Here is a 16531-nt window from a genome sequence, read left to right as displayed (position 1 = left end):
ACCTTTTGTAGGCAAAAACATCATGACTGCGGCCATTAATGCCATAATGGCATATGTCAAATTGATCGTATCCACATGAAATCCTGTTCCATATCAGAACCCCTTTCTAACGTAGTATTTTCAAAAAAACACAAATACCCGTATGGGTATTTAAATATTCAAAAAAATCCCTATTTTCTATTTATCATGAACAGCGCAGCGGTTCGGCCCCATTTCCATTTCCCGCTGTTCTGCTTCGCTTGGAGTGATCCGCCCCATATTCGTTTGACGAATTTCCTGATAAGCATTTGGCTGAGGCGGAAGATTATGCGTCACTGCCGCTCTGAACTCATCATCGCTGTCGATGTTTAGCCCAGCATTGGATGTAAACAAATCACCGAGTCGAGCTGCGACTTTGCCCCCCTCTCCAAGCTCTGTAACTTTACCAAAGTGTGCAGGTAGAACAATGAGGTTTTGAGATAAGTTCTTATACGTTTCATATAATGTCGTTCTAAGATCCGCAACCCAATCCTCCGCTTTGCCTGCAAGGTCTGGACGACCGATGGATTCGACAAATAGAATATCGCCGCTTAGCAAATATTGGTCGTCCACAATGAGAGACGTACTCCCGATAGTGTGTCCCGGGGAATATATCGGTTGAATGAGAATCTTTGTATCCCCAACTATGATCTGTTTCCCTTCCTCTAGAGCTTCATATTCAAAGCTAACCTCGTCCGCATCCTTAGGAGGCAGCCAGTACGTTGCATGAGTCATTTCCGCTAGCAGCCTTCCTCCGGAAATATGATCGGCATGCAAATGTGTGTCGAGTGTATGCTTGATTTGAACCCCCTTGTCTTTGGCAAACTGATTGAAGACAGCTGTCATTCGCAGCGTATCGATCATTGCCGCTTCACCATTCGACACGATCATGTAAGAGAGGCAGCCTTTACCGATCCGGACGAATTGAAATATTTCGCCTCCATCCCTCAAATCCCCAACTTTAATGGGTTCCAAATGTTCGCTCCAAGCCTTCATTCCGCCTTCCAGGTAGTGGATACTAGTTCTACCAGCCTCAATCAGCTGCTCGGCAATAAATATGGAGGAGCCTTCCTTGGCGCAAACAACGAGAATATTTTTGTCGTTTGGAATTTGGTTCAAAGCAGGTTCGATCCCATCTAATAAATCAAAATATGGAATATTGACGATTTCCGTTTTCCCGCCCTCGATTTTCCAGTTATTAAATTCCGTTGTGTTGCGAACATCGAGTATGAAGAGCTCCTCGCTATTCAGGAGCTTCTTCGTCAGCTCTTGAGCATTCATCGCTTTTATTATAGCAGTCCCCATCGAAGTGTCTTCCTCCTTAAAAAGTTGTAATTATTTTTCCTTTATCAGAGCGTTTTCATCTCTCCATATACCCTGTAGGGTATTTTTAAGGGCAAAATTATATACCCCGTAGGGTATGTTAACATGATACCGTGTTTATTTTCCCCTGTCAACATTCTTTAATTTAAAGGCTTTTCCTATTTGTTCGGAGGAAGAAGGTGATAGAGCATTAACTAGTTTTATAGACGGCAGTCTACCCCCTTCCTGTCCCAGGCCTGACTTTATCCATTTTTATTACATCAATTAAAATACTTTGATTAGAGTACCTACTTATGGTATATTTGTAAATAACAATAGTATTCTTGGAGGATTCTACAGCTTGCGAACGATCTTACTATTGGGGTTTGTCAGTCCCTTAGGCCGTATCTCAAATGCGATTAGAGGAGGCATATTTAGTGAGTAAAACGATTATTTCTTTGGCTGAAATTACGAGTTTTCAATCTAAAGAAGAAGAATACAGCCCTTATAATTGGTACAAGCGTATGCTGCATCAAGATCCTGTCATTTACAACGAGGCATCCGATTCCTGGCATGTCTTTAGGTACGATTACGTGAAAACGGTGCTCAGCGATTTCAAGCACTTCTCCAGTGTCAGAACAAGAAGCATTGTGAATGTCGGCTACCAAAGTGAAGGTGACAGCGGTCATGAAAATAAAAGCGAAAGGATGCCCGATCAACTTGATATACATAATGTAGACCCGCCGGAGCATCGTAAACGGAGAGCCCTTCTTTCCTCTGCATTTACCCCAAGAAGCCTGAAGTTATGGGAGCCTCGCATTCAGGCTGCAGCGGAGCAGTTAATTGAACAATTTGCGGAGCAGCCTACTGTCGATATCGTTGCAGCCTACACAAGTATTTTTCCAATTATCGTTATGTCTGACCTGCTTGGCGTCCCTTCCAAGGATCGCCTCTTATTTAAAGCGTGGGTGGACAAACTGTTCATGCCTACAACCAGTGATAACTTCCACGAAATTAATGAAATGAAAAAACAAGCGGGAAATGAATATTATCAATATCTCTATCCGATTGTAGTAGCCAAAAGATCGAATTTGGAAGAGGATATTATTTCGGATTTAATCCGGGTAGAGGTGGATGGAGCGCATTTTACCGATGATGAGATTGTACGCACAACCATGTTCATACTTGGTGCAGGAATAGAAACGACGAGCATCCTGTTAGCTAATTCCTTTTATGCGCTTCTATATGACCAACCGGAGTTATATGAGGAGTTAAGAAACGATCTCGGATTGGTTCCAAATGCGGTTGAAGAAATTCTTAGATATCGCTTTAATATTAGCAAAATGGATCGTACAGTAAAGGAAGATAATGACGTACTTGGCGTAAAGCTCAAAAAAGGAGATACGATCGTTGCCTGGATGAGTGCAGCCAATATGGATGAAAGCATGTTCGAAGATCCATTCAGCCTGAACATTCATCGCTCTAACAGCAATAAACAGCTGGCATTTGGCTATGGTCCCCATTTCTGTCTTGGTGCACCGCTGGCCAGAATGGAAGCTGTCCTTGTGCTGACAGCCTTTTTAAAAACATTTTCCAAAATCGAGCCCGCTGAGCCTTTTATATTGGAAGAAAACCTTGTCCCTGCCGCCGCTGGGCAAAGCTTAGTACGCTTACCTATCAAGCTTTATAAATAATAGCCGCTTCCTAGCAAAATGCGAAAAACATTCATGTCGTGCAGCGCAGAGTGTTTTTCGCATTTTCAACCTCTATTCGGCTTCTCTTCATCATTCGTCATCGCATGGGCGGTTAAAGCTTCGTATCTTCAATCAGGAGAACGGTGTTCATCGTTTAATGACCTCCCCATTACAGCATCTGATTCAGCACTTTAGCTTGTTCATCCAGCTTTCCTGCCGCTTCCCTAATTCCTGCAAAGTCACCCACAGCCTGCTTAATTTCATGCTTGCTGCTTATAATGGCTTCTCTGGAGCTTTTTGAGCTTCCGCTAACCTTGTCGACCTGCTTCGAAATTCCTTCAAGCGAATTTTGAATTTCGCTAGCTGCCGCTTGAACATGCTGGGCGAGCTTTTTGACTTCCATAGCCACAATATTAAAGCCGCGGCCATGCTCCCCAGCATGCGCAGCTTCAATCGCTGCATTCAAGGCAAGCAAATTCGTCTGCGAAGCAAAGTCCCGAATCGTCTGGACAATACCCCGTACAGCTTGCGTTTGCTGCTCCAGCGTTTGCAGAAAATCGATTTGAATGGCATTATCACTCACGACATGCTCAATAACCGAGGCGACCTGTTCACTGCGGTTTATGCCTTTCTGGGTCCGCTCCAGCAAATCGGCTGCCATCTGCTGCATCTCGTCCGTCATCTTGACTACAGCCTTCTCACGCGCTGAAATATCTGTTGCAACCTTTACGATGGCAACTGGAACGCCCTCTTCATTACAAACGGGCATATACGTCGCTTCAAGCCAAATGCTCGCTCCGTCCTTTGCTACCCGAACAATTTTTTCTTGAAAGGCAATGCCTTTGCGCAAATTGTCCCAGAACTGCTTGTAGTCGGTACTATTTGCAAAATCGGGCCTGCAAAACTGCCGATGATTTTCCCCTGGCAATTCATGAGCTGCATAACCCATCGCTTTCGCAAACTGGTCATTTGCCCACAGCACCTCTCCTTGCAAATTAAATTCAATCATCGCCAGCGACTGCTCTAATGCGGATAATACCGCTTTTCCATCCAGCACCTGCGTACTTTGGGAAACTAATTGTACAACGTCTCTCATCTGCATCTCCTCCTATGAAACCCATTTATCAGCTTCATTCATCATTTGCTTGCCATGCAGGCACTGTTTTGTTTTCTTTGACAAGAGCCATCAATCGGCGAATCTCTTCCGATACCGGCTCTAATTCGACGATGACGAGCCCTTCACTTTCGTGGACTATACAGAAAAAGTCGAACGGTTACCCGCCGACTTTAATTGCAACATTCAAATAACTTAAGTCAGATGTGTTAGATGCCGCGAGCTCGCGATCTAAACTCTCCCTGACCGTCTGCTACCCAATCAAGTCTGTCAAGGAGCGCCCCAATAAATCTCGTTCGATTCAAGGCATGATTGTCTAGCTTTCAGTTAAACATTAAACCAAACTTCCAGAGTCAGAAACGTTTGCTTTGCCGTCTCAACGACCTGATTGGCCTCTTCTTCCGTCAAGGCAGACTCGCTCACAAATTGGCTGAATTCCGCCCATTTCGCTCTCGTCTCTGTACCATAAGCGTTAAAATAAGCCGTTCCTTCGCTTGCATGATCCGTGAATGGCAGAAATTTGCGAACCTGCCTCGTAATAATTTGACCGCCCATCGTAGAGCCTTCAATCACATACATATAGCCAAGTACACTTGCTGCAGCAGCAAGCTCAGGAAGCTGCTTGCATTCTGGAAGCTGCTGTACCTGCTCTTCACTTAAGCCCAATGCGATTAAATCACGCTCCAACAGTGGCGATTTGGCACGGCTTTGCAAGAAAATTCTGAGCTCCTGCAAGTTTTGCGCCTCTGCCCATGCTGCAATATGGCGTTCCACCGGCTTAATAAAGCCGTAAAACTTCTGTAAGTAAAGGGAATAGTCCGTTATGTTTAAAGTTTGGTTCAAGATGGCTTTGGCAAAGCGATTGTCTTCGATCTGCTTGTGGTTGTCAGCAGTCTCTTCCTTCAGTCGGGCCATGACGTTCATATGGGCGTCCACTCCTATCCATTTACAGGCATTACACCTTTAGAAGAAACACTTGCTTATCTGCATTAACAGCGCTTTGTTACACAGTGAATCTATCTCTTTTCACTTCATAATCAATACATAATTATAACTGAGAAAATCAATATAATCAAAGTGTTTCTACATGGATAATTGTTGCGCGGCTTAGGACTAGACCCCTGTAGCAACCTTTTTTGATAGGCCATTTTAATAGGAATCGGTAGATTTGAACACGACGTCCCCTGATCTCCCCACGGCTGCGGAAATCCCCCACTAACTTTCCTATCGACACTTCCCCATGTAGGCTTATGAAGAGGAAGAGGTAAAATAATCTACAATGGATAGGCAAAATGATAATCACCGGAACCAAGCTCAACCTTCAGCCCCTCCGCCTCGTCATGAATAGCGATTATGCCTGCGGCTTGCAGAAGAGAAATACCGTTTTCAAGCACATCGACAACCGCCTTCGCTCCGGGAAGCTTTACAGTAGCGCGTGCATTGCCTGGCACAGTCACACGAATTTCCATACGCCCCGCTTCCTCACATCTCCAGGAGGATACGACCGTACCATACATCGTCGTAAGCTTCGCTTCCGCCCACGTTAAGCCTGATCCCGGCTGCGGGCTGATTTTCACATGCTTAAAACCAGGCTGCTCTTCGTCTGGCTGAATGCCAGCGACATAGCTGTAGAGCCATTCGCCAATCGCGCCATAGGCATAATGGTTGAAAGAGTTCATATCCGCACTCCAGAAGCTGCCATCTTCCTTAATGCCATCCCAATGCTCCCAAATCGTCGTCGCGCCCTTCGTAATTTGATAAAGCCAGGAAGGGTAATCCTCTTGCAGGAGCAAGCGATAAGCTAGCTCATTATGCCCCGCTTCGCTAAGCACAGGATTCAAATACGGCGTACCGACAAAGCCTGTTGTCAGATGATCATTTTCTTCTTTTAACAGCTGAACAAGCTTCTCCTCGGCCTTCTCTTTCGCAGCTCCGGATACAAGGCCGAATCGCAGCGCCAAAACCTGCGCCGTTTGCGTAGGAACCGACAATCGCCCTGCCGGGGTGAGAAACTCATGCTGGAATGCAGTAATAATTCGCTCATGCCATACCGCAAGTCGCTCTAGGTCCTCCTGCTTCCCTAATGCTTTCGCCGCCTTCGCTACTAGCGAAACCGAATAAGCATAATAAGCCGTCGCCACAAAATCCTTATCTGTCGCGCCGATGTAGCTGTTCGGTTTGGAATCAAGCCCCAGCCAGTCGCCAAAGTGGAATCCCGTGTTCCATAAATAAGGCTCGCTCCCCTGGTTGTAAATATATTGAATCCATAGGTTCATGCTCTCATATTGCGCTTCGAGCAGCCTTGTATCACCATACGCTTCATACAGCGTCCATGGACAGATAACCGCCGCATCGCCCCAAGCCGCAGAAGAATGACTTGTATCTCCCCAGCCTTCGGAAAACTCAGGCTTCAGATTTGGAATATAGAATGGGATTCCGCCTTCTGGCGTCTGATCGGCTTTCAAATCAAGCAGCCATTTAGTGAAAAATGGGGCAACATTCATCACATAGGACGATGTGCGAATGAACATTTGCGCGTCGCCCGTCCAGCCAAGCCGCTCGTCGCGCTGCGGGCAATCGGTCGGCACATCGACAAAATTCCCTTTTTGTCCCCAGACGATATTATGATGCAGCTGGTTCACCTTGGCATCCGAGCATTCGAAAAACCCTGTACGCTCCATATCAGAATGCAGCACAATTCCACTGAATGCTTCGAGCTTAATCGGCGCTTTAAACCCTGTCAGCTTCACATAACGAAAGCCTTGAAAGGTGAAATGCGGCTCGAACGTCTCGGTGCCATCCCCTTTGAGCATATACTGGATCAGCTGCTTCGCCTTGCGGATGTTGTCCATATAGAAGTTTCCCGCCTGGTCCAGCACCTCGGCATGCTGCAATTCAACAACATGCCCGGCGGCGCCCTCGACCTCGAATTTTACCCAGCCGACCATGTTTTGGCCAAAATCAAGCACCGTATCGCCCTCCGGCGTTTGGATCACAGCAATCGGTTTTAGTGTTTCTGCAGGGCGAACAGGCTCATTTACCTGCTGGGTTATAATCGATTTAGAATGAGTAATCGTTTCAACGGGTTGCCATACGTTTGAATCCGCCGATTGCTCGCTATGCCAGTTCAGCTCCAGCCGGGCGTCGTAGCGCTCGCCATGATACATTTCGGACATCAGAATCGCACTTCCCGCCGCTTGCCAATCGTTACCCGAAACGACAACGTCCTCCGTACCGTCCTCATAGCGAATATGAAGCTGGAAGAGCAGCGCCGCGCGCGAGCCATACGTCTCCTTCTCCTGCTTCCAGCCAAGCTCCCCTTTGTACCAGCCATTGCCGAGCAGCGCGCCAATCGCATGCGTGCCAACGCCCAACTGATCCGTTACATCATACACTTGATATTGCAGCCGTTTGCCGTAGCTGGTCCACCCTGGTGTAAAATAGTGGTCGCCAATGCGCTTGCCATTCCATTGCAGCTCATACATGCCTAGTGCCGTAGCGTAAATTCGGGCGCTTTTGACCGTTTTTTCAACGGTGACAAAAGTTCGGAGCAGCGGACAGCGCTCCGCTTCCTCTTCCGTCACAGCGAAATCGGAAGGCGCGCTAATCCACTCCGCTGTCCACTGGCTGTAGTCCATGAGACCGGTTTCAAAATATGCCGTTTCCGACCAATCGCTACCTTCCAAATGCTGCCCGATGGCCCATACCTTTACCCGGTAAAAATAACGCGTGCGTGCTTGCAGCTCGATCTGATCCAGCACGACATGAACGGATTGACTGGAAGCGTTCCTGCCAGAATCCCATAAAATATGCCCAAATTCCGGCTCCAATGAAACTTGCAGCTGGTATGCCTGCTGCTGAATGCCTCTCTCCTCCGCTTCGATCTGCCAGCTGATTCTAGGATGCAATACGTCAATGCCAAGCGGGTTTTTCAAATATTCACATCTGACTTTAACGACCTGGACCACGGAACGACCTCCTTTAGTCAGGGAAAAGCTGCTGTTCATCACTTACCCTGTTATCGTATAATTATATCGTCCATTTCCAGAAACAATCCTTGTAAAAAGGCCAACATATCCCGGTCATTCAGCCATCTATTTAAAGGGGAGCATATGATGAAAAAACCTGTGCAATGGTTTAAAGGCGATCAATTTTTTGGCAATCAGCTTCCGATTCTCGTCAATCGCTACCCGGAGGATTTCAAGGTCCCCCTCCATGCCCATGATTTTATAGAGTTCAACTTTGTTGCCGAAGGAAAAGGCTTTCATCATATTGGAGACGATATTGTCGCTGTAAGCAAAGGGTTATTTTTCATGATACCGGTTGGCGTTCCACATGTGTTCAGGCCTACCTCCCCTGACCCATCCCAGCATCCTCTTATCGTATATAATTGCTTATTTGCACCGCAGCTGCTGCATGGAATGTCCGCCATGTTTATGTTCGATCCGCTGCTGGCCCACTATTTAGATGAGCTGCAAAATGGTCAAGCCACCTATCATTCGATTCAGGATCACGATGGCTCAATTGAAAAACTGCTCGTTGCCATGTATCAGGAATTTTCCTTCTCGGCAGCAGGAGCGAGCACTTATCTATACACGCTTCTCGTACAATTGGTCATTACAATTCACCGACTGCGAAGCGACGACCATCCGTTGAAAATAAAAGATGTCTCTCACTTCAACATGCTCATTCAGTTTATGGAGCAGCATGTCCATGAAGAGCTGACACTCGCGAAGCTTGCCACAAGGTCCGGCTGGAGCGTCCGGCATTTGCAGCGGCTGTTTCTCCAGCACACCGGACAAACATTTGGAAGCTATTTGAACCAACTGCGCATACAAAAAAGCTGTGAGCATTTACGCTTAACACAGCTTAAAATTAGTACGATTGCAGAAATGGTCGGCTATAGCCACATTGATTCGTTTAATGCGCTTTTCAAGAAAAGAGTCGGCCAGACGCCGGGCCAATATCGCAAGCAGTTTAGATGAAGCTGCGCTTACAGCAAGCTTTCAATGATTTGCAGCGGCTTCACCGTATCGCCATACGTCTCGCTCTTCATCGTAATGAAGCTGGAAAAACTCGGAAGCTACCAGCTTGCTATCCCCTCTCTTGCTTTATTCCTTCGAAAGCGCCCGTTATTAATTGCTTAATAATGCTGTCATCCAGCCCATCTCCTGTAACTAACAAACGATAAAAAATCGGCCCATAAAGCAAATCAATACTCAACTCGATGTCTAGCGCCCGTTTCAGTTCCCCGCGCTCTAACCCTCGCATGAGCAGCTGCCGCGCTTCCAAACGGCGAGGACGGACATACTCCTCCCGTAAAGCGGCTGCAAGCTTCGCATCAAATTGCCCCTCTCCGATAATTTCAGTAATCACCTCTCCTTCACGGCTCGTTAAAAATCGGGATAAATTAGTCGCATGGAGCAAAATATCTTCAAATACAGTACCCGTATCCGGTATCGGCAGCCTTGCAGATATGGCATACATAAAACCCGCCATCACAACGGCCCCTTTATTAGGCCACCATTTGTAGATCGTCGCTTTGCTCACCTGTGCCTGCTCGGCAATTTTCTCAACGGTAACAGCACCAAATCCGATTTCAAGCAGCAAATTGTAGGAGGCCGTTAAGATAGCATGCTCCGCTTCAACGTTGCGAGGTCGTCCTCTTTTTATATTCAATGGTCATAGCTCCTTTTGTGGACTTTCTTTACATTATATAAAATTTTGGGCCCGTTGAAAAAAAACATTTTAAATACTGTACGTATAGTATATAATATAGCCATAAATGAAAAAAGGATTGACACCATCCATTTGAACAGAAAGAAGGCATGTTATTATGAACAACTTACGGTCCAAGGACAAATCCATTCCGAACTGGCTTATGTTTCTTCTAGCTGCTGCTTGCGGCCTCATTGTGGCAAATCTTTATTATGCCCAAACTTTAATCGGGCCGATCAGCGCCTCCATCGGGATACCACTGGGGGTAGCAGGATTAATTGTAACGCTAACTCAAGTCGGTTATGTCATAGGTCTATTATTTATCGTTCCACTAAGTGATCTGATTGAAAACCGCCGTTTGGTCATCACCTCATTGGTTGTGGTCATTATCGCACTAATAGGAACTATATTTGCCCCTAATGCAGCAACCTTTCTAGTCTCCGCTTTATTTATAGGAATAGGCTCGGTTGCTGCGCAAATTCTTGTCCCCTATGCCACTTTCCTCGCAGCGGATGAAGAGCGCGGCCGTGTCGTAGGCAATGTGATGAGCGGTCTGCTGCTAGGCATTATGTTTGCTCGGCCATTAGCCAGCCTAGTTACCGAATATTGGGGATGGCGTGCGATGTTTATCATATCTGCAGTAATTATAACGCTGCTTTCTATTCTGTTGTCCCGTGCGCTTCCACAGCGCAAGCCTTCGTCTGCCCCTAAGTATGGGGCGCTAATTGTATCGTTGGGCTCGCTATTTAAAGCTACTCCTGTATTACGCCGCCGCGCCTTTTATCAAGCCAGCTTATTCGGCTCGTTCAGCTTGTTTTGGACCGTTATGCCCTTGCGATTAGCCGAACATTTCAAGCTGACCCAGCAAGGCATTGCTCTATTTGCACTAGCCGGTGTCGCGGGAGCCGTAGCAGCCCCCATTGCCGGAAGACTTGCCGATCGCGGCTGGACCAAATGGCTGACAGGTACTGCAATTATCATTTCTGCTGCTTCTTTTGTTACGGCCTATTTCGTTCACGGCGACACTATGACGGCTCTGGTTTTATTGCTCATCTCGGCCATCGTTCTTGATATGGGGGTATCGGGAAATCTCGTGCTTGGGCAGCGCGCGATTTATTCCTTAGGAAATGAAGTACGGGGAAGGCTTAACGGACTGTTCATGGCCATTTTCTTTATTGGAGGTGCCGTTGGCTCTTTTCTTGGAGGCTGGGCATACGCTTATGGGGGCTGGAAATTAGCAGCCCTGATTGGCATTAGCATGCCAGTTGCTGCTTTTATTTATTATTTAACCGAGCTAAAATCCCGGTCAGAGACGGTGTAAAACCTTCGTGAGTGGGAAGCGCCGTTTGAACCCGCCTTGCATGGGCAAGTCCAGCGCTTCCCAAATCATTAAATCCCTAATAAACGTTTCTCGTATAAATGTGCGCTCCATTCTGCTGCATCGTATCTGCCGCATAAGGTCAAGCCTTGGCTCGCATAATAGGCATTTAGCGAAGGATTTTCCGCCATGCAATCGAGGCGCATCCACGCCTTGCCTTTATCCCGTATGTAAGCTTCCGAACATGCGAGCAATTGACCGCCGATGCCTTGTCCCTTGAAGCTGCGCGATACAGCCAGCCGATGAACATAACCGGCATCCGTATGAAATTGCTCTCCCCACAACGGCTCGTAACCCCACTCGAGCGAAAAACAGCCCGCAAGCTCGTCTTGCGAGTAGGCAACGAACACTTCTTTTTCCCTAATAAAATTCTCTAAATATTCCGTTGTAAAAGAATCCTCGCTCCACTGGCGCAAGCCTTTCGTCTCATATATCCAGCGGGCTGCCTCCTTGTATAGCCGAAGCATCGCTTCCAGATCATCAGATGCGGCGCGTTTAATTGCTACATTTCTCGTCTGCTTCAATTTGACCTCTCCTTAAAATAGAAAAGTATTTGGTCAGATGACCAAATACTTTGCCCAGGCGAACGGCTGCTATGACATATGCGCTCCCCCGTAGTGCTCTACGTTTTCGCCAGTTACGCATACCAAATAATTACTGCTAGTATAGCGGAAAGCAGTTATTTGTCAACTACTAATTCCGACTCTCTAAATCGGCATTGGATTTCCCTCATGATCGACGAACATAAAGCGGCTATCCGGCGTGCGGCGCTGCTCCAACTGCCCAATAATGCCGCGCGCACTTTCTTTTGCATCAAGCGACGCCTCTTCACCGCCCATATCCGTCCGCATCCATCCGGGATGAATGCTGAGCACCTGAATGCCCCGCTTTTGCAAATAAACATGAAGCTGCTGCGTGAACATATTGAGCGCTGTTTTGGATATCGCATAAGGATAATCGCCTGGATAGGCATGCGTGATGCTGCCCGCTTCAGAGGATATATTAAAAATTGCAGCATCCTTCTCTGTTAATAAAGGCAGCAAATGCTTCACGACACGCATAGGCCCGTATACATTGATATCCATCGTCAGCGCCACATCATTAAAGTCCAGCTGTTCGATTTGTGTATTTCGAGAATTGAGAATCGCTGCATTATTAATAATCGCTCCCAGGCTTACGCCCTTCTCCTTCAATTGTATAGCGAGTGCTGCAATGCCTTCCTCATTCGTGACATCCAGCTCCACAAGCGACAGCCGCTCACCATATTTTTCCGCAAGTGCCGTCAGCTTTGTCTCATTAGGCAAACGAACGCCTGCCACAACCGCATGTCCGCGCTCCAGCGCCTCGCTCGTCAGCTCATAGCCAAGTCCTCGTCCAGCACCCGTAATTAAAATGTTCATGCTCCCAGCTCCCTCTATTCGATTTCTTTCCCGATGGAAGCTTCAGCTTCCTTGAGCGACTGCTCCAATCTGCTGCGCAGCTGCGCCATCCATTCCGGCTCATTGTGCCACGTTTCCGCCATCGCCCGCCTTACACGAGCATAACCGTACAGGCTGTCAAACCGCTTGCAGCCCGGCAGCATAGCCTCCGTCTCCTTGTTCCATACAAACTCAGACGCATAGCCGTCTACAAAATGCTGCTTTTTATGCTCCCAGTCTTCTGGTGCTATAAACTCCTGCAAGTTTTCCAGCGCTACATAAATGTCCATCGCATACCAGTGGTACATCGCATCATCGAAATCAATGACATGGCAGAGGCCAGTCTCCGTATCATAAAACACATTATCGCACTCGAAATCATAATGAATGAGACCGTAATGCGTATCAGAAACCAGCCACGTCTGAAAATAGTTCCTTAGCTGCTGCGCTTCGTGAAGCGCTGCGGTTTCCTCCGGGAAGGCTGACAGCTCCTCCTCGATCCAATCGAGCACCTCTTCATACGACCATCGGCGATGCGTCTCGGGCGCATAAGTGCTGGACAAGAGGTGAAGCTGGCCTAACGTCTGACCATAAGCATACAAGGCAGCAGCGTTGAAATCGGTTTGATCAAACGCTTGCCCAGGCACTCGTTTAAATACCGAAGCCGTGTAATCTCCCCAAGGCGTCGCTGCTTCAACCAGCTCGGAACCTTGCTTTGATGCAATCGCTTCCATAACATTGAAGCCATTGTCCTTCAAATAGGCGATAAATGCAAGCTCCGCCAGCGTATTTGCTTTATTTTTCTCCGATTCGGGAGCGAAGCGCAGCAGCCTTGTGTTGCCCTCAAAACGGAACGGATAAATCGCATTGGACGAAATCCGGTAATAGCGAAATAGATCAAGCGAATCCGCATCATAATTCCAATTTTGCAGCAGCATTTCGGCCAAGCCGGTATTATTAAACAAGTATTTAAGTTTTATCATTGATTTTGCAGCTCCTTCGGCTCGGTTTACGCTAATTTTGCGCGCAAAAAAACCGCAGGCATAGCCATGCGGTTTTTAACAACAAACAGCAACTATCCATGAGAGTGACAGACGGCTAGCGCCTGCCTGACCTATTTAATTCACAATCACCATCATATCAATTGTCATCATTTTAGCCCGGCGTTTCATGCCGATCACTCCCTTCAAACGTACAATGGATTATTCCTGTTAGAGCTCCTGCTTAATAAGCCTCTTCATTTTACATGATCAAACCTATATTTGTAAATAAATACATCCTTCTATTTTTAAAAAATGTATTAAGACGTGTAGGTTTTGCCTAGACCCAGCTCTGTCAACAGCTGGCGATAAGCGATCGAGGTACGGTCAGCCGGAATATGGGCCTCAGCCTGAAGATCGAGCGGCAAATCCTCCGGCGTCTGCGCTTCGACCATTTCGGCATCCTCCTGAAACACCTTTAAGTTAAAATCAATCGTATCCTGAATCGGCGCGTTTTTATCAAAATTACGCGACAGCGGGCAGAACAGCCTCGTATACCGAGCCGATACCGGAGATGCACAATTTAAAATATTCAATCTCCCCTCATCCGGAAAATATACAGTTAGCGAAGCGGCGAATGGCGGAAATACGCGGAATTCGCGCAGCCACATAAAGTCATCAGGAGCTGGATTGTCCTGCCCCTTGCCATAGTTGCTGACGGTGCTCCAATATTCTGCAAGCAGCTCCTGTCCTTCCCGCTTCACCTTATATTGCGGCACCTCCGTATTGTTGCGGTCGCCGAACGTTTCCGTATGCACATAAGCGAAATGCGACACATCCAGGAACCCTTCCATTTGGCGGCCGGCAGAGCCCGCAATATCAAAGCTTGGCGGCAAAATGTTCAGGTAATCGGGATCATCCCAGCCAGGGAATGCCGGAATATTTTCCTCCAAGGACATCAGTGATGTCCAGATCAAGCCGTAACGCTCTACGACCGGATATGTGATGAGCTTTAGTTTAGGCGAAATACGCGAATCGGGATGCGCGGGAACCGCCGTGCATTTGCCTTCGCAATTGTAACGGAAACCGTGATACGGGCATACGATTTCGCCATTTTCTACCCAGCCCTTGCTTAAGGGGGCTCCGCGGTGAAAGCAAAGGTCACGGGCGACGACGACCCGATCGCTGCTGCGGTAGCAGACGAGCTTCATATCAAGCAGGGTTACCGCCACCGGCTTATCTGCAATCTCGCTTGCAATGGCGATCGGATACCAATATTGCGCCAATACATGCCAATCCTCAGGGGTAAAGGTACAATTCCGCGGCAAATCGCTTTCTTCCCTTTTTTTAGCTGCCGTCTTTGTGTTTTGCTCCATAATCGTCATATCTTCCACCTCTTTATCGTAATTAACCGTTTTGACTTAAGCTTATATGGGCTGCCTGTTTATCGTGCGTTACAATTAAACTTGGCTAAGAATGCGTACCGGAACGTTCAAGTCTTCCTCCAGCTTGCGGTAATGCTCGCCTTTGGCTATAATGGCCTGCACACCGACAAGCTTTACGCCCATCTCTTGCATCTGCACAGCAATCGAACGGATCGTTGCACCGGAGCTAATTACATCGTCAACCAGCAGAACGCGGTCGTTTGCCTGAAAGCCGTCAAAGCATATGCGATTTTCGTTGTACGCCGTCTCGCGCTTGACCTCAAGATGAATATCTTTATATAAATCCGTGCTCAGCCTTAAAATGTTAATCGGCTTCAGCAGCTTATACGCCGCAAGCATCCCCCATGTATGACCACCGGGCTCTGGCGATACGATATAATCGCAATCCTGAAAATGGCCCTGAATGCTCACCGCCAAATTATCGGTGATTTCATTTATAAGCTCCGGAGCGATATACGTTCCCCGCTCGCCAAACGGATAAAGTTTAAAGTCATAAAAGGTATCATTCGTTTTCTGAATTTTGACCGTTCTGGCATTAGCAATGGAATCGGACAGTCTGGTGTTTGTGAGGCTCATATACTTCTCTCCCTTACCTTTCTCTATTGTCGCCCTACCAAGCGTAAACGGCTGTCGCCGTCCTCTGGCGGCAAATCTACCGTTTCGAGGGTGAAATATAAGCCCATTATAAGGGTGAAACTTATAAACTCTTATATTTTAAAAACCCCAGACTTAAGAGACTTCAGCAAAATCTTTCCCGCACGAAATGCCTGTAGGCTTCGCCAAAAAGGAAAAATGAGTTGCTTTCAGTCTCTTGTAGCCTGGGGCAATTCACGGTTGCCTGTAGAAACGCCCATTCCTTATTAATGGGCTTATACAAGAATAACGATTTTATGATTTAATGTTAACTTATCTAACATTAAAGGTTTTAATTATAATAGCACCACCCTTTTTCACTGTCAATAATGAATTTCGTGTCATCTTATCTGTCTCGAAAAGGCATTAGAAATATTTTGGCAATAGAAATAGCGGCAGCCATGAACAGGTCAATACCGTCCCAGACTACCGCTATTTATTCATCTATCGTGCACTGCAAACTTTTGAGCTTATATTTTTCAGCTTACATCTCGAAGCTGATGTGACTGAAGGTTCCCATTTCATACCCTCTATAGATGATCTTTGGCCGTTCCACCCCAGACGAACTGCCTAAGGCATGGATGATAGGAACGAAATGCTCCGCTCTTGGGACAGCCCGCTTAGCATGCGGTGCTAACGTTTCATATTGTAAAAACGCTGCTATATCACGGTTAATGATTTTATCCGCTATCCAATCATCAAATTCAACTGCCCAAGCTTCAGGATGGGTTTGATTCATTTTGATTTCAGTGAACTACACATCACCTACGCTAACGCTTAGAGGTGGGTGCTTCCTAGTCAATAGAACTAACGTTCCAAGTTTACCTAGGC

13 protein-coding genes and 2 riboswitches are annotated in these 16531 nt (G+C 47.0%); of the genes, 3 read left to right on the top strand and 10 right to left on the bottom strand.

The features are described 5' to 3' along the window. Positions 1-177: 177 nt before the first annotated feature. Positions 178-1323 carry an MBL fold metallo-hydrolase gene (locus WH37_RS12125; RefSeq protein WP_046230863.1) on the bottom strand — a complete coding sequence of 382 codons (1146 nt, stop codon included), beginning with the start codon at positions 1321-1323 and terminating at the stop codon, positions 178-180. A 434-nt stretch (positions 1324-1757) separates the two neighbouring features. Here WH37_RS12125 and WH37_RS12120 point away from each other — a divergent pair, with 434 nt between their 5' ends. Then, a complete protein-coding gene (locus tag WH37_RS12120; protein WP_046230862.1) occupies positions 1758-3014 on the top strand; it encodes a cytochrome P450 in 1257 nt (418 codons plus the stop codon). Positions 3015-3183: 169 nt separating this feature from the next. Here the strand turns inward: WH37_RS12120 and WH37_RS37040 are convergent, their stop codons facing one another. From WH37_RS37040 to WH37_RS12105, 3 genes are all read right to left on the bottom strand, one after another. Further along, a complete protein-coding gene (locus WH37_RS37040; RefSeq protein ID WP_046230861.1) occupies positions 3184-4110 on the bottom strand; it encodes a methyl-accepting chemotaxis protein in 927 nt (308 codons plus the stop codon). Between the two features lie 345 nt (positions 4111-4455). Further along, complete coding sequence (locus WH37_RS12110) at positions 4456-5052, bottom strand: biliverdin-producing heme oxygenase (RefSeq protein WP_046230860.1); 597 nt, start codon at positions 5050-5052, stop codon at positions 4456-4458. Positions 5053-5402: 350 nt separating this feature from the next. Beyond that, positions 5403-8096, bottom strand: coding sequence for a glycoside hydrolase family 78 protein (locus WH37_RS12105; protein WP_231594207.1), 2694 nt, complete (start codon positions 8094-8096; stop codon positions 5403-5405). Positions 8097-8240: 144 nt separating this feature from the next. Here WH37_RS12105 and WH37_RS35525 point away from each other — a divergent pair, with 144 nt between their 5' ends. Then, positions 8241-9113, top strand: coding sequence for an AraC family transcriptional regulator (locus tag WH37_RS35525; RefSeq protein WP_197091359.1), 873 nt, complete (start codon positions 8241-8243; stop codon positions 9111-9113). 109 nt (positions 9114-9222) lie between these two features. Here WH37_RS35525 and WH37_RS12095 read toward each other — a convergent pair whose 3' ends face one another. Next, on the bottom strand, positions 9223-9807 hold the full coding sequence (locus WH37_RS12095; RefSeq protein WP_046230857.1) for a TetR/AcrR family transcriptional regulator: 585 nt from the start codon (positions 9805-9807) through the stop codon (positions 9223-9225). Positions 9808-9964: 157 nt separating this feature from the next. On the opposite strand from WH37_RS12095, the gene WH37_RS12090 reads away from it, so the two are divergent. Beyond that, complete coding sequence (locus WH37_RS12090; RefSeq protein ID WP_046230856.1) at positions 9965-11167, top strand: MFS transporter; 1203 nt, start codon at positions 9965-9967, stop codon at positions 11165-11167. Between the two features lie 68 nt (positions 11168-11235). Here the strand turns inward: WH37_RS12090 and WH37_RS12085 are convergent, their stop codons facing one another. The 5 genes from WH37_RS12085 to WH37_RS12065 all read right to left on the bottom strand — a co-directional run bounded on the left by WH37_RS12085 (position 11236) and on the right by WH37_RS12065 (position 15643). Continuing rightward, the gene (locus WH37_RS12085) at positions 11236-11748 is read right to left on the bottom strand and encodes a GNAT family N-acetyltransferase (RefSeq protein ID WP_052736934.1); all 513 of its coding nucleotides are present in this window, start codon (positions 11746-11748) and stop codon (positions 11236-11238) included. A 45-nt stretch (positions 11749-11793) separates the two neighbouring features. Continuing rightward, positions 11794-11875, bottom strand: a riboswitch (ZMP/ZTP riboswitch). Positions 11876-11931: 56 nt separating this feature from the next. After that, the gene (locus WH37_RS12080) at positions 11932-12624 is read right to left on the bottom strand and encodes an SDR family oxidoreductase (protein WP_046230855.1); all 693 of its coding nucleotides are present in this window, start codon (positions 12622-12624) and stop codon (positions 11932-11934) included. Positions 12625-12638: 14 nt separating this feature from the next. After that, entirely contained in the window at positions 12639-13625 is a 987-nt protein-coding gene (locus WH37_RS12075; RefSeq protein ID WP_046230854.1) for a phosphotransferase enzyme family protein, read from the bottom strand. Positions 13626-13942: 317 nt separating this feature from the next. Further along, positions 13943-14998, bottom strand: coding sequence for an aromatic ring-hydroxylating oxygenase subunit alpha (locus WH37_RS12070; RefSeq protein WP_046231101.1), 1056 nt, complete (start codon positions 14996-14998; stop codon positions 13943-13945). An 84-nt stretch (positions 14999-15082) separates the two neighbouring features. Continuing rightward, positions 15083-15643 (bottom strand): phosphoribosyltransferase, encoded by a 561-nt coding sequence (locus WH37_RS12065; protein WP_046230853.1) that lies wholly within the window; start codon positions 15641-15643, stop codon positions 15083-15085. A gap of 218 nt (positions 15644-15861) precedes the next feature. Then, positions 15862-15964, bottom strand: a riboswitch (purine riboswitch). Between the last annotated feature and the right edge of the window lie 567 nt (positions 15965-16531).

The sequence above is a fragment of the Paenibacillus algorifonticola genome, from assembly GCF_000971975.1.
GTDB classification, from domain to species: Bacteria; Bacillota; Bacilli; order Paenibacillales; family Paenibacillaceae; genus Pristimantibacillus; species Pristimantibacillus algorifonticola.
This window is presented reverse-complemented; position numbering and strand designations above follow the sequence as displayed.